The following is a 17,436-nucleotide window of genomic DNA, read 5'->3' on the forward strand; positions in this document are numbered from 1 at the left end:
TCAGCCTCCCAGACCGGCTTCGGCGCGGGCGGCCGCGCCCAGCACCACGGTGGTGGTCTTGCCCACCAGGCCCAGCACGTAGTTGTCGTCGGTGCAGCGCAGGTCGCCCGCCTTCTCGCAGCGGATCTCCACCGTGTAGAGCACGCCGTAGCGGATGAAGCTGGCCAGTTGCCCGTCGACCGTGCGCTGCACCGTCAGGCTTTCCGGTCCGACCGGATCGATCTTGAGCGGCTTGGTCGCGGGCAGGGGGATGATCGCCGTCGTGCCGCTCAGCGAGATGCCGGCGCCGGGGGCATCGGCGGTGATCGTGTAGTAGTCGCCGAAGCTGTAGATCCGTGCGCCGGCAGTCAGCTTGGCGTCGTTGGGCAGCAGGATCGGAACCTTGGTGGCGTCCACCTCCGCCTTGTCGAGATTGGCCGAGAGCGTGTCCGATGCGCCGCCGCTCTGCCGCAGGCCGCCCACCGCGCCCTGCCAGTCGACCCGGCCGCGCGTGCGCGAGGGGACGGTGGTCGCGGTCGGCGGGACGCGGTTGATGACGGGCGGAGCCCGGGTGGCCGGAGCCGCGCCCGGAACAGCCGCGCCGGTGGCCGGATCGACCCGGGTCTGGGCGGTGACGCGGGAGCCGACGGCGACCCCGACCCCCACGGTGGCGACGACCACGGCCGCCGCGACTATCCATCGTCCGTTGCGCATGGCCCCCACCACATAACCGCGTTCGTTCAACCCTAGCGCGGATCGGCGGGAGTGTTAACCCTTTCGCGCCGGGCGCGAGATTGAACCCACGCCTGTTCGTGTCTATATGGCCCGACTGTTCCAGGGCCATGTGTGTGGCGGCCCCGACAAAGCCCATGAGTTTCAAGGGGATAAGAGTTCGCCATGCTGCTGACCATGATGAAGGCCAAGCTTCACCGCGCCACGGTGACCCAGGCCGACCTCGATTACGAGGGCTCCATCGCCATCGACCGCGACCTGCTGGACGCCTCGGGCATCCTGCCCAACGAGCAGGTCGACGTGCTCAACATCACCACCGGCGCGCGGTTCACCACCTATGCCATCGAGGCCCCGCGCGGCTCCAAGGTGATCGGCGTCAACGGCGCGGCGGCGCGCCTGGTGCAGAAGAACGACACGGTGATCGTCGTCACCTACTGCCAGCTGCCGGCAGAGGAAGCGCGCAACTACGCCCCCACCGTCGTCCTGCTGGACGAAGGCAACATCATCAAGAAAGCCGCCTGACCATGACGCGCACGGCCGGTCTCGCTCTCGCTGCCCTGGTCGCCGGCGGCGTCGTCCTGACGGGCTGCGCGCCCAAGCTTCCCGACGGCGTCGATAGCGAGCGGTTGTCGACGGCGGTCGGGCGGGCCATCGGCTCGCCCTCGACCTGCGTGATCGTCAGCGACGCGGCCAGCAAGATGATCTGGCGCGGCGGCGGCTACATCACCTGCGCGCGCAACCTGCCCAGCTGCGAGGGCGGCGCCGACGTCACCGCGGAGGCGGTGCTGAAGGCCTCGCTTGGCAAGCCCGCGCGCTTCCTCAGCTGCCCCAGCGCCTCGGGCGGGGCCAATACGGTGGGTTGGGCCACGGGCCCGGTGCCGGTCGGCGAGGGCAAGTCGCCCAACGGCCTCAGCTATGTAGCGGTGATGGAGGGCGAGCGCGCCCTGCCGGGCCGTGAGGTCCAAGAGCGTGTCGAACGCGCCTTCGCCAAGGCCGGGTTCTAGGCCAAGCGCGAAAGGCGCTCCCCGCCAAGGCGAGGAGCGCCGGTCGTTCCTAGCGGGCGACCTCGTAGGTCGCCGAGACGTCGATCCGCACCTTCAGTTCGCCAGCGGCCACGGGGCTGGAGTCCGAGCGCTCCATCTTGGCCATGGCGTACATCGGCATCGGCGGCGGGGCGGGCGTGTAGCCGCCGCCTTCGCCCAGGCTGACCATTCGCACCACCTTGTAGCCGGTGGCCTTGGCGTAGAGGTCGGCCTTGGCCTGCAGCGCCTTGACCGCCTCGACCCGCGCGGCGTTCTCGGCCGCTTCGGGGTTCTGCAGGCCAAAGCTGATGCCGCCCACGGTGTTGGCGCCGGCCGAGACCGTCGCGTCCACCGCTTGGCCGAGACGGGAGAGGTCGCGCACCACGATCGTGACCTGGTTGCTGACCTGGTAGCCGGTGAACTTCGGCGGCTGGTTCTGCTCGTAGACGTACTGCGGATTGACGATGAGGTTCGAGGTCTGGATGTCGCGCTCGGCGATCCCGGCCTTCTTAAGGGCGGCGATCACCTGGTTCATCCGCGTCGCATTGGTCTTCAGCGCGCCGGCGGCGGTCGTCTCCTCGTTCTGCACGCCCAGGGTGATGGTGGCCATGTCGGGCGCGACGCGGGTTTCGCCATAGGCGGACAGGTTGAAGGTCGAGGCGGGGAACGCCGCGTCCTGCGCCATGGCGGGCGCGGCCGTAAGGGCGAACACGCCTCCCAGGGCGGCGGGGATCAGAGCGGCCGAAGCGATACGGGCGGCGAAGGCGGTCATCACGGGTCTCCTGGGGGCGGTCTCAAAAAGCTTTGCCGACCCTCTGTGGCTCCTTGATGAAACTTTGAACCTGAACGGGAGCTTTAAGCCGCGTTCGGCCCATGCTAATCGGCCCTTCCTCCGGACGCGCAACCGCATCCCAGGGGCCTGTAGCTCAATGGTTAGAGCCGACCGCTCATAACGGTCTGGTTGGGGGTTCGAGTCCCTCCGGGCCTACCACCACTTCCTGAAATTCAAACGATATCAATCGCTTCGGAAGCACGAGCGCGCGTTGCGCCGATTGGGCGTTTGCTTATCGTGAATGTTCGAAGAAGCGAGGCCCGGCCGGGGAAAATCCACAGATCCCCGGCCGGCAGGCTGATAGTCGGTGGGGACCTAACCGTCAGCCTTGATTGTTAGACGCCGCCGCGCGGCCTCGCCCACATGCGCCCGGCGCGGCGGGCTGTGGATAACTGGCAAAGAAAAGCGCCGGCCACGAGGGCCGGCGCGAGGGGGACGCCTAGAAGAGAAGGATCGTTGCGGCTCTAGAACACGTAGGAGCCGCCGAAGAAGAACTGCCGGCCGGTGGTGCTGAACACCCGCTGCGAGCGGCGTTGCTTGCCGCTCCACTGGTCGGCCTCCTGGTTGGTGATGTTCAGGGCGTCGGCCGTCAGCTTGAAGTGCGGGGTCACCTGGTAGGAGATCGTGGCGTCCACATTGGTCGTCGCGTAGCTGCCATTGGCGTCCGGCACTTCGGACTTGAAGGGCAGGGCGGTCAGGTACTCGTCGCGATAGGCCACCGAGACGCGGGCCGAGAACTTGCTGTCCTCGTAATAGACCGTCGCGTTGACCGAGTGCGGCGAGACGTTCAGGAACTGGTCGTGGATCTGGGTGGCCGGCGTCGTGGCCGTGCCGGTCGACAGGTAGTAGAGCACCGAGCTGTCGACATAGGTGTAGTTGACCATCGTGCCGGTGTTGGCCAGCAGGCCTGGCAGGAAGGTGAAGGGCTGCTGCCAGCTGAGCTCGACGCCGCGGATATAGCCGCCCTGGGTGTTGCGCGAGCGGGTGACCAGATAGGGCGTGCTGGCGTCCTGGCCGGCGGGCAGCAGGGCCAGGGGCAGGCCGGTCCCGCCGTAGGGCTCGGTGGTGGCGATGGTCTGGATCGAGCTCTCGATCTCCTTGTCGAAGAACGTCGCCGACAGGATCGTGCCGCCGGCCGGGTACCATTCCAGGCTGACGTCATAGTTCTTGGCGCGATAGGGATCCAGGAACGGGTTGCCGATCGAGGCGGTCTGAGCGCCGAAGGTGGTGTTGACCGAGCCGCCCGGGGTCAGGTTTCCGAAGCTGGGCCGGGCCATCACGCCGGCATAGGCGAAGCGGGCCACCAGGTCCGGCATGACGTCCAGCGCCAGGTTCAGCGACGGCAGCCAGTCATGGTACTTGTGGTTGACGGTGATCTGCGAGGTCAGCGACGTGTAGCCGGTGGCCGCCAGGTCGGTCTTGACGTAGCGCACCCCGGCGTTGCCGCGCAGGCGGCGCCCGCCCAGCACGTCGGCGTCGAAGTTCAGCTGCAGATAGCCGGCGGTGTCGTCTTCCTTGACCGCGCGGTTGTTCCCCAGCGCCGAATTGATGGCCAGGGTGAAGTCGCCATACTTGTTGGAGCAGTTGCAGAGCAGGCCCAGCTTGTCGATGTAGGCCATGACGTCGGGCACGACCCAGCTGGTCACCGGACCGGCGGGCAGGTCCAGCTGCTTGCCAAAGCCGGTGATCGTCTCGCTGAGCGGCGCGCTGCCTGGGAAGTCGGCGGCGAACTGGGCGAAGTTGAACGGGATGGTGCCCGTGGCCGTCACGCCCGTCGCGCCGTTGTTGGGATAGAGGCGCTGGACCTGCTTGGACTTGAAGTCGAACGACTTCAGCGACACGCCGCCCTTTAAGGTGAAGACGTCGGTCAGCTTGTACTTGAGGTTCCCCTCCACGGTCGAAAGCGTGTTGAAGACGCTGGCCTTCACGACGCGGATGTCGGGGGTCAGGCCGGTGCCGGCGTTGGTGAAGGTGACATTGGCCGGGTTGGTGACGTCGTAGCCGTAGTTGATGTAGGGCCGGCGCGGATCGGTGCGAGCGTCCCAAATGTAGCCGGCCTTGTTGAAGCCGTCATACGACATCAGCACGTCCCAGGGCTGGTCGAAGTCCGAGCCCGAGTGGCCGAATTTCACGTTGCCGCTCAGCCGGTCGTTGAAGGTGTGCTCGAAGTTCAGGCCGATCTGGTGGGTCTTGGTCGTGGTCTGGCTGCGTTCCTCGATGTGCTTGATGTCGACATTGTTGATCTTCATGTAGTCGACCTGGCCGCTGGGCAGCACGTGCACGTCCATGATCTGGGCGTCGACCCGACCGGCGAACAGCGGGAAGGCCGCGCTGGCGCCGTTGACGTTGCGGTTCAACGAAGCGTTGGAGAGCGCGTAGTCGGCGCGATCCTGGTCGAACTTCGAATAGACGATGTCCAGGGTCACGTCGGTCTTGTCGGTCGGCCGCCACTGCAGGGCGCCGGTCATGCCCAGGCGCTTCTGGTCCAGGGTGAAGCGGCCCAGGCCCGGATTGCGGGGCAGGAAGACGTTGGGCTGGTTGATCGCCGCATAGGCGGTTGGATCGGACGGCAGGCCCGAGAAGCACTGGCCGGCCGGACGGTTGCCCGCGCCCGACAGCGCGTTGACGTACGGAATGGCGGTGTTGACCACCTGGCTGCCGGCCTGTGACGCGATGTCGACCGCCGTGCCGCAGAAGCCGTTGTTGGCGTCCGAATAGTCCGACTGCGAGGTGTCGCTGTAGCCGTCTTCCTGTTGCAGGCGCTCGCTATAGGCCAGCGAGAACAGGGCGCCGAAATTGCCCCAGGTGTCGCTGATCAGGCCCGCGAAGCGCGGCGAGGTGGTCTTGTTGTTGTCGTAGTAGGCGGCCTGGGCCGAGGCGGCGGCGCGGAAGCCGGCCTTATCGAAGGGGCGGGCGGTTTGCAGGTCGACGGTGGCGGCCAGCGACCCTTCGTCCATGTCGGCCGACTGCGACTTGCTGACCGTGACGCTGTTGAACAGCTCCGAGGCGAAGGTCGAGAAGTCGAAGCCACGCGAGCGGTTGATGCCGGCGGTGACGCCCAGGGTCGAGCCGGTGGTGGCCGAATAGGCCTCGATGCCGTTGAGGGTGGTGCGCACGAAGTCGCCGCCCAGGCCGCGCACGGTGATGTTGCGACCTTCGCCGCCGTCGCGGGTGATCGAGACGCCGGGAATGCGCTGGATAGACTCGGCTAGGTTGGCGTCGGGGAAGCTGGCCATATCGTCGGCCTTGATGACGTCGACGATGTTGTCCGAGCGGCGCTTGGTGTTGATGGCGCTGGTCAGGCTGGCCTTGAAGCCGGTGACCACCACCTCGTCGACGGTGGCGTCGCTGACCGGCGCGGTCTGGGCCGAGGCCGCCGCGGCCGCCATCAGGGACGCGCCCAACGACAGGGCTATTGCCGAACAACTCGTACGCAAGACGCCACGACTCATGACCTGAAAGGCTGACATCGGTCTCTCCCTGATGGGCCGCGTCCGCAGGCGCGACCTTGCTGTTTCCATCCCGGCCGCCCTTTGCCGGGCGGCGCGTCTTATTGGGGGAGCCCAGGTCCCAACCCTGGTTCCATCATCGGGAGCTCGGCGCTGGCGAAGGATCGACGACCATTTTTGGCCATCGTCACCCAATCAGGCCAAAATTCTCACAATGTGGAATTTTATCCCACCTTATGAAGGTGATGATAGCCGCATCGTAAAAAGGCGCGAGTCCTTAGTGTGCATTTTGCATCGGCAAATTGCCGATATGTCTATTATGCGACACTGTATTTCATTTTGTGGGAGTTGCGCGCGGGTTTGGCAATCGCTGATGACGTTTCAGATGACGCCGAAGAGCGTTTCGCGGCCTAATTGCGCCGTTGTCGACTTAGGCCGTGTCTTCGCGCTTGTTCGGTGCCACCAGTCGCGTCGCCAGGCCCACCTTTTCAGAGGTCTTGTTGAACTTCTCGGCGACGGCGCGGTCCAGGTCGATGCCCAGCTGCATCGCGATCAGGTCGGTGCAGATGATGACGTCGGCCAGCTCTTCGGCCAGTTCTGCCAGGCTGGCGCGCGAGCCGCGGATGCCCATCCGCTCGCGTTCCAGCTTCTTGATGATGTTGCAGGCCTCGCCCACCTCGCCGGCGAGTTCGTTGCCGCGATAGGACAGCGTGATCTGGCCGTCGCTGTCCCACTCGGCCTGGCGGGCGAGATTGGCGGCGCGAAGGGTGGTGTGATCGCTCATGAGGCTTCCGATCGGCTGAGGCCTTTCGGATAGCCGGCTAGAACCGCGACGGATAGGCCTGGGCGGTCTTGCTGTTGTTGTAGCTGGCCCCTGGACAGTCCACCGCATAGGCGTGGGTGGTCTCGCGCAGATAAGGGCCGCGATTGACGTCGCCGTTCAGGGCCCGGCACGAGACGGCGGTCTTGTACTTGACCGAGCCGTCGACGCTGAGCTCGGCCATGAACTGGTCGAAGGCCAGGTCCATCAGGCCGCGCGTGGCGGCCAGACGGCGGGCGCGGCCGGCGAAGGCCGTGGTGATCTCACCGTCGGCGACGGAGCGTCCGACGGGCGTAGGACCTGCGGCGGCGCCGGCGGCGTTGATCGCGCCGCCCGCCAGCATGGCCTCAAGGTCCTGGAAGCGCCCGCTGGCGCCGCCCACCGCGACGGCGGTGGCGAACGATGAGGCAAAGCCCAGGGGCGCCTGGTTGGGGCCGCCGATCTGGGCGGCTTCCGCCGCGCCCAGCACGCCGGCATAGGGCGCGTCGGCGATCGAGACGATCAGGTTCTGATTGACGTAGTAGCCCAGGGCCACGCCCCACAGCGCGCCGCCGAGCGGCGCGATCACCCGGTCCTTGGAGACGCCGATCGGGCCAGCCAGGGCCACACGGGTCATTTCCGGGGTGAAGCCGGTCCACATGGCGCGATAGCTGGCTTCGACGGTCTCTTCCTTCACCACCTCGCCCGTGCGCCAGCGCACCAGGCGGAAGGTGATGCGGGCCGAGGCCAGCTTGTCGGTCCCCAGCCAGACGTCGGGACCGCGCAGCTCTTCGAACTGCGTATAGAGCATGTATTCGGCGTCCAGCCGGCTGGGCGCCAGCATGTCGGCGCGCTGCAGGTGGGCGTTGAGGCTGTCGACGACCTGCACGCGGGTCGGACGCGTGGTGATGATCGCGCCGCCGTCGAACCAGCGGAACTCGGGAGCGCCCTGGACCTCTTGCACAACGACGTTGCGGAAGAACGGCTTGGCGGGGTTGGCCTTGGCGACGCCCACTGGCGGCATCGGGGGCTGGCGCAGCGCGCGCACCTCGTCATGGCTGGCGCAGGCGCTCAGGGCCAGCGCCGCGCCGGCCATCGCCAGCGACGCGTTCAGGAACTTGGCCGTCGTAACCATCGTGGCTCTCCAAAGTCGGGGGAGAGCATGCCGTGACAACCTTAATGGGCCATTGCGCGACGGCGCCGTCTTCAGCGCGAGGCGCGCCGCGCCGAGAGCCGTCCTGCGACGCTCGGCGCGGCGTTATCGGGGGGGGCTAGCGGTTGCCGCCGGCCACGGCGATGATCTCACCCGTGATCCAGGCGCTGTCGGGCGAGGCGAGGAAGGTGGCCACGGGAGCGATGTCCGATGGCTGACCGAGGCGGCCGAGCGGCGTCTGGGCGACCATCTCGACCTCCAGATCCGAGCCGATGATGCCCATGGTGTGGGTGCCTTCGGTCTCGACGGCGCCGGGCGCGATCGCGTTGACGCGGATCTTGCGCGGGCCAAGCTCCTTGGCCAGCACGCGGGTGATCGAGTCCACGGCGGCCTTGGTGGCGGTGTAGACCGAGGCGGTCGGGATATCGACGGTGGTGGCCGCCGAGCTGATGTTGATCACGCTGCCGCCGTCGGGACCGAAGCGCTTGGCCGCCTCGCTGGTGGCCAGCAGCAGGCCCAGGACGTTGGTGTCAAACTGACGCCGATACTCGGCCTCGGTCACGTCCTCGATTGGCGCGAAGGCATAGACGCCGGCGTTGTTGACGAGGATGTCCACGCCGCCGAACGCCTTCTGGGTTTCGTCGAACAGCCGCGTGACATCGTCGCTCTTGGCCACCGAACCCTGGACGGCGATGGCCTTGCCGCCGGCGGCGGTGATCTCGGCCACGACCTTGTCGGCTCCTTCGCGACTGGAGGCGTAGTTGACCGCCACCGCGGCGCCCTCGGCGGCCAGGGCCTTGGCGATGGCCGCTCCGATGCCCTTGGAAGCGCCGGTGACGACTGCGGTCTTGCCTGAAAGCTTGCTCATGATCTCTCTCCGATCGCCTTCATCGGCGAACAGTTCGATACTTAGATATGCATCGAAGTGATTCAATGAGCGAGGTCGCGTGATTTTCTGGAAGGCGGCTTCAGATTTCCGCCAACTGGGCCAGATAGGCGTTCAGGACGTCGCGCTGCAGCACCAGGAACGCGAACCTGCCCTGCCGGCAGATCTGGATCAGGCCGGCGGTCTCCAGTTCCTTCATGTGGTGCGAGAAGGTGGCGGCGCTGACCGCCACATGCTGAGCGACCGCGCCGCAGGGTGTGGGTTCGCTGGCCGCACCGATCTCCTTGAGGATCTGACGCCGGCGCGGCTCCGCCAGGGCCTTGGCGATCAGATTCACCTGGCGTTCGTCCAGCACGATGCGCGCGTCTTCCATGGTGCTCATATGCGGTGCGAGGGCGTCGGACGCAAATGGGTTGGCGGCTTGAAGACCGCGCGGGGAGCGCCGCGAGCTTTCAGCCCACCTTGGCGCGGCAGTGGGCGGCGATGAAGTCGGCGTGGGCGGGCAGGCCTCGGGCGGCGCCGTCGAAGATCTGGCGCAGGTCGGACAGGAAGCCCGCCAGCTGTTCGTCGGGCAGGGTGTCCGCCAGCGGATGGTGCGTCGCCGGATCGATGCCCTGGCCCAGCAGCACCTGCAGCCAGCTGACCTCGGCGAACAGGTCCTCGTCCTCGCGGTACAGCCGGCCGGCGTTGGCGAAGACGCCGATCTTGCGGGCCAGGGTGTCGGGAATGTCCATGGCCGCGCACTCGCGCCAGAACGGCGCGTCGGTGCGGGTGGTGGCCTTGTAGTGCAGCACCAGGAAGTCGCGGATGCGCTCGAACTCGACCCCGGCCTGGCGATTGTATTCGTCGATGTCGACCTGGGCGAAGCGCTTGTCGGGAAACAGGCTCAGCAGCCGCGACAGGCCCGACTGGATCAGGTGGATGCTGGTGCTCTCCAGCGGCTCCATGAAGCCGCTCGACAGGCCCAGCGCCACGACGTTGCGGTTCCAGAACTTCCTGCGACGGCCGGTGACGAACTTCAGCGGGCGCGGTTCAGCCAGGGCCTCGCCGTCGAGATTGGCCAGCAGGGTGGCGGCCGCCTCGTCGTCGCTGAGGTGGCGGCTGCAATAGACCATACCGTTGCCGGTGCGGTGCTGCAGCGGGATCCTCCACTGCCAGCCGGCCGTGCGGGCCGTGGCGCGGGTGTAGGGCAGGAGGGGCGCGGTGCGGGCGCAAGGCACGGCCAGGGCGCGGTCGCAAGGCAGCCAGTGCGACCAGTCCTCATAGCCGGTCTTCAGCGCGCCCTCGATCAGCAGGCCGCGAAAGCCGGAGCAGTCGATGAAGAGATCGCCGTCGATCGTTTCGCCGCTCTCCAACGTCACCGACGCCACGAAGCCGTCGGGCTCGCGCAGGGCGACCTCGCGGATCTTGCCCTCGGTGCGGACCACGCCCCGCTGCTCGGCGTATTTGCGCAGGTGCTTGGCATAGAGCGCGGCGTCGAAATGGAAGGCGTAGGCCAGGCCCGGCAGCTTGCTCTGCCCCACCGTGGCCAGGCGGCCAAAGCGGCCCGCGTGGGCGGCGATGTCGTTGAGGGAGTAGTCCCACAGGCGGGTGTCGCCGCCGGCCTGCCTGTGACGCAGCCAGTGGTGATGGAAGGGAATCTGGCCCAGGTCGTGGCCGATGGCGCCGAAAGCGTGCAGGTAGCGGTCGCCCAGCTTGCCCCAGTCGACGAACTCGATTCCCAGCTTGAACGTGCCCTGCGTCTCGCGGAGGAACTCGTCCTCGTCCAGTCCCAGCACGCCGTTGAAGAGCTTGATCTGCGGGATGGTGGCTTCGCCGACGCCGACGGTGGCGATCTCGTCGGACTCGACCAGGCGGATGGCGACGGAGGGTCCGAGCGTCTTGGCCAGGGTGGCGGCCGCCATCCATCCGGCCGTGCCGCCGCCGACGATCACCACCTGGCTGATGCGTTGATCGCTCATCGCCGACCTCCCATGCGGACGTTATCGCGTCCGTCATAAAAAGAACCCCCGCCGGGCAGGTCCGGCGAGGGTTCGAGGCTTTGGGGATCGAAAGGTCGGTTAGAACTTGTAGCTGAGGCCCACCAGGTAGGTCCGGCCGTAGCGCTGGTAGTCGATGACCTGGCGCTCGTCGTTCTGGTAGGTGGTGAAGGGCTCGTCGGTCAGGTTGTTGACCTGGAACAGCGCCGAGAGGCCGTCCAGCGGACCGTCGGTGAAGCTGTAGCCCAGCTGACCGTCGACGACGCTCTCGCCCTTGACCATCCGATAGTTGCGGCCGTTGCCGAAGCCCGACACCTCACCCAGGAACTTGGAGCGATAGCGCTCGCTGATCCGGGCCGAGAAGCCGTTCTTCTCGTAATAGACCGTCAGGTTGGCCACGGTCTTGGACAGGCCCGGGATTTCTTGGGTCGGGTCGCCGGCGTTCGGCTGGATCGAGCTCTTGGTCTGCGAGGCGCTGAACTGGGCGCCGAAGCCGTCCAGGACCGGATGGATCAGGCTGCCCGGGATCGAGGCGGCGAATTCGACGCCCTTGATCGAGCCGCCCTTGCCGTTCTGCGGCGTGGTGACCAGGCCCTTGCGCGAGGCGGGCTCGGGGTTGCCATTGGTGGGGAAGCCCGTGAAGTCGAACACGACGCTCTGGTCGTACACGTAGCTCTTCAGGTCCTTGTAGAAGGCGGCCAGCGACACATAGGCCTGACGACCGAAGTACTTCTCGTACGACACGTCGATGGAGTCGGCGCGCCAGGGCTCCAGCTCCGGATTGCCGCCGCTGCCGCTCCAGGGCGAGGTGTTGATATTGGTCGAGGTCGCCTTGGCCGGATCGTAGCTGAAGGTCTTGGAGGCGCGCATCTGGTCCATCCGCGGACGGGCCAGGGTGCGGGCGACGGCGAAGCGCAGCGACTGCTCGTTGGCGAAGCGGAACTGCAGGTTCACGCTGGGCAGGAAGTCGACATAGCTCTTGCCGCCCGACAGGTTGGCGCGCGTGACGCCCGCGCCGGTGCCGCTGGCGCCCAGGGCGGTCGAGCTCTGGTCGGTGTTGACCAGCTGGAAGCCGAAGTTGCCGGTGACCGGAACGCCGGCCAGGGCCGCGTCGATATTGGCCTTCAGATAGCCGACGGTGACCTTTTCCTCGACATCCCAGCTCTTGACCAGGACGTCGGCGTTCGGGTTGCGGACCAGGTCGTAGACGCCCGAATTGATCAGGGCGAACGGGTCGTAGCTGACCATGCCGGCGATGCCGATGAAGGCCAGCGAGGTGGTGCCGACCAGGGCGCTGGCCGGGATCGTGACGCTGGCGGGCGAGCCCTTCACGCGCAGGAAGAACTCGTCATTGACCAGCGCCTTGGAGCGCTCGCTGTAATTGACGCCGAACTCGATGCTGGACAGGCCGTCGTCCAGGGCGCGCTTGGCGTCCAGGCGCAGGGCCTTCAGTTCGTCCTCGACCTTGGGCTTGTTCAGATAGCCGTCCTGGCCGCCGGCGATGATGTCGCTGCCCCAGCCTTGCGAACTCGTCAGCTTGATCAGGTTCGGGTCGGCGTAGTTCAGGGTCGAGGTGAAGATCGCCACGCCGTCGTCGTTCATCTTGAACGTCATGTTGTCGGTGGCGCCCGTGCCGCTACGGCCGGTGCCGGCGTAGGTCTCCAGGATCATGTCGGTGCGTTCGACCTTCGACCAGCTGACGTCGCTGGTCAGGGTCCAGTTGTCGCCGACCAGGAACTTGTTGTTCCAGCCGATCGCCTTGATCGTCGAGTCGCGATCGTTGCCGTCGTTGCGGACCACGCCCTTGACGCCGTTGAACGTGCCGGCGGTGACGAAGCCGTCCTTGGCCGTGGCGTTGGTCAGCGGGATGCCGCCCCAGACCAGGGGCAACTCGATGCCGCGCTGGATCTGGTGGTTCTTGAACTCCGAGTAGAACACGTCGAGCGAGGTCGAGTAGTTATCGGTCGGCGCGTATTCCAGCACGCCGATGACGCCGTCACGCTTGAGCATGCTCGACTGTACGTACGGCTTGGCGCCGCCGATCACCAGGTTGCCCGAGGCGTCGGTGGGATAGCCCCACGAGTTCCAGCGCTCGGCCTGATAGGGCGACTCCATGTGGGCGTAGCCGATGGCGACGCCCAGCTTGTTGTCGAGGAATTGGTCGATGTACGAGACGTTGAAGCGGTTGCCGTGGGCCTTGGTGCCCGCGTTCAGCGCGCCGATGTCGTTCCACTCGTAGCGAGCGCCGACGGCCAGGGCGCGCTTGCCGAAGGCCAGCGGGCGCACGGTGCGCAGGTCGGCGGTGCCGGCCAGGCCCTGGCCGATCAGGCCAGCGTCGGGGGTCTTGTAGACCACCACGGCGCTCAGCAGTTCCGACGGATACTGGTCGAACTCGACGCCCCGGTTGTCGCCGGTCGAGACCTGCTCGCGGCCATTCAGCAGGGCGGTGGTGAAGTCCGGCGCCAGGCCGCGGATCGAGATCACCTGGCCGCGGCCGTCGAGGCGCTGGGCGGTCAGGCCGGGGAGGCGGGCGATCGACTCGGCGATCGACACGTCCGGCAGCTTGCCGATGTCTTCGGCCGACACGGCCTCGACGATCGAGCTGGAATCCTTCTTGAGGGTGATCGCGCCTTCGATGCCGCGACGGATGCCCGTGACCACGATCTCTTCGACGACGGCCTTGTCGTCGGCGGCGGCGGTGGTTTGTTGGGCGTTCGCCGTTCCGGCGGCGGCGAAGCTCAGCGCCAAGCTGGTGGCGGCTCCGCTCATCAGAAGCGCACGGCTGCGCTGGTGTCTCGTGGTCATGGTCTCACCCTCCCTGCGTCGGCTCCCTGCGTTTCTGACGCTGCTCTGGAAGCCGTTGTCGCAAATTACTGCAAATTAACTGGCCGTAATCAACTCAAAAAATCGCGTAGCCACCTGGCGGATGTCGCTCGCGGCGCTTTTTGGGCAGGCCTGTAACGGAATTTTCCCCTTATCAGCCTTGGTGTTGCGGCCCGTGTGGCCGAGATGTCGCTGTTCTCGTGATTGACAGGCATACGGGTCGTCTGCAAATTTATGCAAATTATTGCAGTGAAGCGATCCGGCTTTCGAGATCGACGACGCCGCAGGGGGAAACGATGCCGGCCTGGGACTCCTGGCGACGCGCGCTGCTGGCCATGACGGCCGCGAGCGCCTTGACGACGGCAGGCGCGAACGCCTTCGCCGCCGGCGCCGCCGCGCCCTATCTGCAGCGCAAGCCCCAGGACGAGGTGATCTATTTCGTCTTGCCCGACCGCTTCGCGAACGGCGACGCGGCCAATGATCGCGGCGGTTTGCCGGGTGGTCCGCTGACCACGGGATTCGATCCGGCGCGGGCCGGCTTCTACCACGGCGGCGACCTCAAGGGCCTGACCGCGCGGCTCGACTACATCCAAGGTCTGGGCGCGACGGCGGTGTGGCTGGGGCCGATCTTCAAGAACAAGGCCGTGCAGGGCCCACCGGGTCACGAATCCGCCGCGCACCATGGCTACTGGATCACCGACTTCACAGACGTCGATCCGCACTTCGGCACGCGCGCCGACTTCAAGGCCTTCGTCGACGCCGCCCACGCCCGGGGGATGAAGGTCTATATGGACATCATCGCCAACCACACCGCCGACGTGATCCAGTATCGCGAGTGCGGCGAGCGCGGCTGCGCCTATCGGAGCAAAGCCGACTACCCCTATGTGACGCGCGGCGGCGTGAAGGGCGAGGCGATCAACGACGGCTTCGACGGCAAGGATTTCGGCAAGCTCAAGCGTCCGGACTACGCCTATACGCCGTATGTCCCGGCGGGCGAGGCGAGCGTCAAGAAGCCCGCCTGGCTGAACGATCCGATCTACTATCATAACCGCGGCGAGAGCACGTTCGCGGGCGAGAGCTCGCGGCTGGGCGACTTCGCCGGGCTGGACGACCTCTTCACCGAGAACCCGCGCGTCGTGCAGGGCTTCATCGACATCTACGGCCAGTGGATCGATGACTTCGGGATCGACGGTTATCGCATCGACACCGCCCGCCATGTGAACCCCGAGTTTTGGCAGGTGTTCATCCCGGCCATGACGGCGCGGGCCAAGGCCAGGGGCATCGAGAACTTCCACATCTTCGGCGAGGTGTTCGATACCGACGTCGCCGCCCTGGCGCGCCACACCCGCGTCGACAAATTTCCGGCGGTGCTGGACTTCGCGGTGCAGTCGGCGATCACCGACATGGTGGCGGGCAGAGCGGGAACGGACCGCCTGGCGCGGGTGCTGGCCGGCGACGTCCTCTACGAAGGCGGCGCGGAGACGGCGCTGCAGCTGCCGACCTTCCTGGGCAACCACGACATGGGCCGGTTCGGCCACTTCGTGCTGAAGGCCAATCCGGCCATTTCCGACGGAGAACTGCTTGCGCGGGTCACCCTAGGCCACGCCCTGATGATGTTCTCGCGCGGTGTCCCGACGATCTATTACGGCGACGAGCAGGGCTTCACCGGCGACGGCGACTATGCCGACAGCCGCGAGGACATGTTCGCCAGCCAGGTCGCGTCCTACAGCGACAACCGCCTGGTCGGCGGCGGCGGCGCGACCGGCGACCACTTCAGGACCGATGGGCCGCTCTATCGCGCCATCGCGCAGATGGCCAAGATCCGCAGCCAGCGCGCCGCCTTGCGGTCTGGCCGCCAAGTCTTGCGCGCCGCCGGCGACAAGCCGGGCCTGCTGGCCTTCTCCCGCATGGCGGGGCAGGTTGAGTATCTCGTCGTCTACAATACGGGTTCTGCGCCGATCACCGCCAATGTCGAGGTCGAGCCGACCTCGCGCGTCTGGCGGTCCGTGCATGGATCCTGCGCCGACGCGTCGACCGCGCCGGCTAGCTACCGGGTCGAGGTCGGCCCGCTGGACTACAAGATTTGCGTTTCCGAGGGTCTACAGTGACGGTCAAGGTTCTTTCCCGCCAGGCTGTGGAGCCCGCGATGGACGCCGAGTGGTGGCGGGGCGCGGTGATCTATCAGGTCTATCCGCGCAGCTTCGCCGACTCCAACGACGACGGCGTCGGCGACCTGCCGGGCATCACCGCGCGGCTGGAGCACATCGCGTCCCTGGGCGTCGACGCCGTCTGGCTGTCCCCGTTCTTCAAGTCGCCGATGAAGGACTTCGGCTATGACGTTTCCGATTATCTAGACGTCGATCCGATCTTCGGCACGCTGGACGACTTCGACCGCCTGATCGCCCGCGCTCACGAGCTGGGCCTGAAGATCATCATCGACCAGGTGTTCTCGCACACCTCCGACGAGCACCCGTGGTTCGAGGAAAGCCGCCAGGATCGCACCAATCCCAAGGCCGACTGGTTCGTCTGGGCCGACGCCAAGCCGGACGGCAGCCCGCCCAGCAACTGGCAGTCGGTGTTCGGCGGTCCGGCCTGGACCTGGGACGCCCGGCGCGGCCAGTACTACATGCACAACTTCCTGGTCTCGCAGCCACAGCTGAACGTGCACGCGCCGGCCGTGCAGGACGCCCTTCTGGCCACCGCCAAGTTCTGGATCGACCGGGGCGTGGACGGCTTCCGCTTCGACGCCATCAACTTCTCGATGCACGACCCGGCCTTCACCGACAATCCGCCCCTGCCGCCGGGCGGCAAGCGCACCCGGCCGTTCGACTTCCAGGACAAGATCCACAACCAGAGCCACGCCGACATCCCGGCGTTCCTGGCCCGCATCCGCGCGCTGACCGACGCCAACGGCGGCCGGTTCTCGGTGGCCGAAGTGGGCGGCGACTACGCCGACCGCGAGATGAAGCTGTTCACGCAAGGCGAGGACCGCCTCAACAGCGCCTACGGTTTCCTCTACCTCTATGCCGACAAGCTGACCGCCGACATGGTCCCGCAGGGCGCGGCCATGTGGATGGGCGAGGAGGGGGAGGGCTGGCCCTCGTGGACCTTCTCCAACCACGACGCGCCGCGCGCGGTGTCGCGCTGGGCCGAGGGGCGCGACCGCAAGGCCTTCGCCGAGATGGCGCTGCTGCTGCTGATGGCCCTGCGCGGCAATGTCTTCGTCTATCAGGGCGAGGAGCTGGGCCTGCCCCAGGCCCATGTGCCGTTCGAGCGCCTGGTCGATCCCGAAGCCATCGCCAACTGGCCCCAGACCCTGGGGCGCGACGGCGCCCGCACGCCGATCCCCTGGGTGGCGACCGCGCCCAACGCCGGCTTCTCGGCGGTCGAGCCCTGGCTGCCGGTCGATCCCGAGCACCTGCCGCTGGCCGTGGACGCCCAAGAGGCCGACCCGGCCTCGACCCTGCATGTCGCGCGAAGGCTGATCGCGCTGCGTCGGCAGTATGCCGTGCTGCGGACGGGCAAGGTCCATTTCGTCGAGACCAACACGCCGCTGCTGATCTTCGAGCGTGGGGAGGGGGCGGACGCGTTGTTGTTCGCGTTCAACCTCGGGCACGAGGCCGTGGCCTGGGTGCTGCCGGAGGGCTGGGTGCTGGCGGAGAGCGTGAACCTGGGCGGTGAGGGTGTGATGCCGCCTTGCGCGGGGCTGATGGCGCGGCGGGTCTGAGCACAGGCGAAAACCTCGTCCTTCGACAAGCTCAGGATGAGGTTTTCTACTGTTC

General features: G+C 66.9%; 13 protein-coding genes and 1 tRNA gene. 5 read left to right on the forward strand and 9 right to left on the reverse strand.

Annotated elements, in window-relative coordinates; genetic code table 11:
• A complete protein-coding gene (locus AC1RUS_RS04980; RefSeq protein ID WP_492913635.1) occupies window positions 1-693 on the reverse strand; it encodes a hypothetical protein in 693 nt (230 codons plus the stop codon).
• 183 nt (window positions 694-876) lie between these two features.
• Between AC1RUS_RS04980 and panD the strand changes: the two genes are divergently transcribed.
• Both panD and AC1RUS_RS04990 read left to right on the forward strand, forming a co-directional pair.
• Complete coding sequence (gene panD, locus AC1RUS_RS04985) at window positions 877-1,233, forward strand: aspartate 1-decarboxylase (RefSeq protein ID WP_492913637.1); 357 nt, start codon at window positions 877-879, stop codon at window positions 1,231-1,233.
• A gap of 2 nt (window positions 1,234-1,235) precedes the next feature.
• Window positions 1,236-1,715: a hypothetical protein gene (locus AC1RUS_RS04990; protein ID WP_492913639.1), complete on the forward strand. Its 480-nt coding sequence runs from the start codon at window positions 1,236-1,238 to the stop codon at window positions 1,713-1,715.
• Window positions 1,716-1,764: 49 nt separating this feature from the next.
• Here AC1RUS_RS04990 and AC1RUS_RS04995 read toward each other — a convergent pair whose 3' ends face one another.
• Window positions 1,765-2,505: an SIMPL domain-containing protein gene (locus AC1RUS_RS04995; protein ID WP_492913641.1), complete on the reverse strand. Its 741-nt coding sequence runs from the start codon at window positions 2,503-2,505 to the stop codon at window positions 1,765-1,767.
• 143 nt (window positions 2,506-2,648) lie between these two features.
• Here AC1RUS_RS04995 and AC1RUS_RS05000 point away from each other — a divergent pair.
• Window positions 2,649-2,724, forward strand: a tRNA-Ile gene (locus AC1RUS_RS05000).
• A 305-nt stretch (window positions 2,725-3,029) separates the two neighbouring features.
• On the opposite strand, the gene AC1RUS_RS05005 is transcribed toward AC1RUS_RS05000, so the two are convergent.
• The 7 genes from AC1RUS_RS05005 to AC1RUS_RS05035 form a co-directional block, all read right to left on the reverse strand.
• A complete protein-coding gene (locus AC1RUS_RS05005; protein ID WP_492913643.1) occupies window positions 3,030-5,954 on the reverse strand; it encodes a TonB-dependent receptor in 2,925 nt (974 codons plus the stop codon).
• A gap of 490 nt (window positions 5,955-6,444) precedes the next feature.
• Window positions 6,445-6,798 (reverse strand): MazG-like family protein, encoded by a 354-nt coding sequence (locus AC1RUS_RS05010; RefSeq protein WP_492913645.1) that lies wholly within the window; start codon window positions 6,796-6,798, stop codon window positions 6,445-6,447.
• Between the two features lie 37 nt (window positions 6,799-6,835).
• A complete protein-coding gene (locus tag AC1RUS_RS05015; RefSeq protein ID WP_492913647.1) occupies window positions 6,836-7,948 on the reverse strand; it encodes a hypothetical protein in 1,113 nt (370 codons plus the stop codon).
• A 136-nt stretch (window positions 7,949-8,084) separates the two neighbouring features.
• Window positions 8,085-8,834, reverse strand: coding sequence for a glucose 1-dehydrogenase (locus AC1RUS_RS05020; RefSeq protein ID WP_492913649.1), 750 nt, complete (start codon window positions 8,832-8,834; stop codon window positions 8,085-8,087).
• A gap of 100 nt (window positions 8,835-8,934) precedes the next feature.
• Window positions 8,935-9,234, reverse strand: coding sequence for an ArsR/SmtB family transcription factor (locus tag AC1RUS_RS05025; RefSeq protein WP_492913651.1), 300 nt, complete (start codon window positions 9,232-9,234; stop codon window positions 8,935-8,937).
• A gap of 70 nt (window positions 9,235-9,304) precedes the next feature.
• Complete coding sequence (locus AC1RUS_RS05030) at window positions 9,305-10,813, reverse strand: tryptophan halogenase family protein (RefSeq protein ID WP_492913653.1); 1,509 nt, start codon at window positions 10,811-10,813, stop codon at window positions 9,305-9,307.
• 99 nt (window positions 10,814-10,912) lie between these two features.
• Window positions 10,913-13,636: a TonB-dependent receptor gene (locus AC1RUS_RS05035; protein ID WP_492913655.1), complete on the reverse strand. Its 2,724-nt coding sequence runs from the start codon at window positions 13,634-13,636 to the stop codon at window positions 10,913-10,915.
• A 314-nt stretch (window positions 13,637-13,950) separates the two neighbouring features.
• Between AC1RUS_RS05035 and AC1RUS_RS05040 the strand changes: the two genes are divergently transcribed.
• Complete coding sequence (locus AC1RUS_RS05040) at window positions 13,951-15,762, forward strand: alpha-amylase family glycosyl hydrolase (RefSeq protein WP_492913658.1); 1,812 nt, start codon at window positions 13,951-13,953, stop codon at window positions 15,760-15,762.
• A complete protein-coding gene (locus tag AC1RUS_RS05045; protein ID WP_492913660.1) occupies window positions 15,738-17,381 on the forward strand; it encodes an alpha-glucosidase in 1,644 nt (547 codons plus the stop codon). Before AC1RUS_RS05040 ends, AC1RUS_RS05045 begins: the two co-directional genes overlap by 25 nt.
• Window positions 17,382-17,436 lie beyond the last annotated feature (55 nt).

The organism is Caulobacter sp. GW821-FHT10F06, from assembly GCF_058809215.1.

What these genes read in the sequence shown, in the direction of transcription:
- AC1RUS_RS04980 (WP_492913635.1), bottom strand. Translation starts at nt 693, where the DNA reads ATGCGCAACGGACGATGGATAGTCGCGGCGGCCGTGGTCGTCGCCACC.
- AC1RUS_RS05015 (WP_492913647.1), bottom strand. Translation starts at nt 7,948, where the DNA reads ATGGTTACGACGGCCAAGTTCCTGAACGCGTCGCTGGCGATGGCCGGC.
- AC1RUS_RS04995 (WP_492913641.1), bottom strand. Translation starts at nt 2,505, where the DNA reads ATGACCGCCTTCGCCGCCCGTATCGCTTCGGCCGCTCTGATCCCCGCC.
- AC1RUS_RS04990 (WP_492913639.1), top strand. Translation starts at nt 1,236, where the DNA reads ATGACGCGCACGGCCGGTCTCGCTCTCGCTGCCCTGGTCGCCGGCGGC.
- AC1RUS_RS05025 (WP_492913651.1), bottom strand. Translation starts at nt 9,234, where the DNA reads ATGAGCACCATGGAAGACGCGCGCATCGTGCTGGACGAACGCCAGGTG.
- panD (WP_492913637.1), top strand. Translation starts at nt 877, where the DNA reads ATGCTGCTGACCATGATGAAGGCCAAGCTTCACCGCGCCACGGTGACC.
- AC1RUS_RS05035 (WP_492913655.1), bottom strand. Translation starts at nt 13,636, where the DNA reads ATGACCACGAGACACCAGCGCAGCCGTGCGCTTCTGATGAGCGGAGCC.
- AC1RUS_RS05010 (WP_492913645.1), bottom strand. Translation starts at nt 6,798, where the DNA reads ATGAGCGATCACACCACCCTTCGCGCCGCCAATCTCGCCCGCCAGGCC.
- AC1RUS_RS05030 (WP_492913653.1), bottom strand. Translation starts at nt 10,813, where the DNA reads ATGAGCGATCAACGCATCAGCCAGGTGGTGATCGTCGGCGGCGGCACG.
- AC1RUS_RS05040 (WP_492913658.1), top strand. Translation starts at nt 13,951, where the DNA reads ATGCCGGCCTGGGACTCCTGGCGACGCGCGCTGCTGGCCATGACGGCC.
- AC1RUS_RS05005 (WP_492913643.1), bottom strand. Translation starts at nt 5,954, where the DNA reads ATGGCGGCCGCGGCGGCCTCGGCCCAGACCGCGCCGGTCAGCGACGCC.
- AC1RUS_RS05020 (WP_492913649.1), bottom strand. Translation starts at nt 8,834, where the DNA reads ATGAGCAAGCTTTCAGGCAAGACCGCAGTCGTCACCGGCGCTTCCAAG.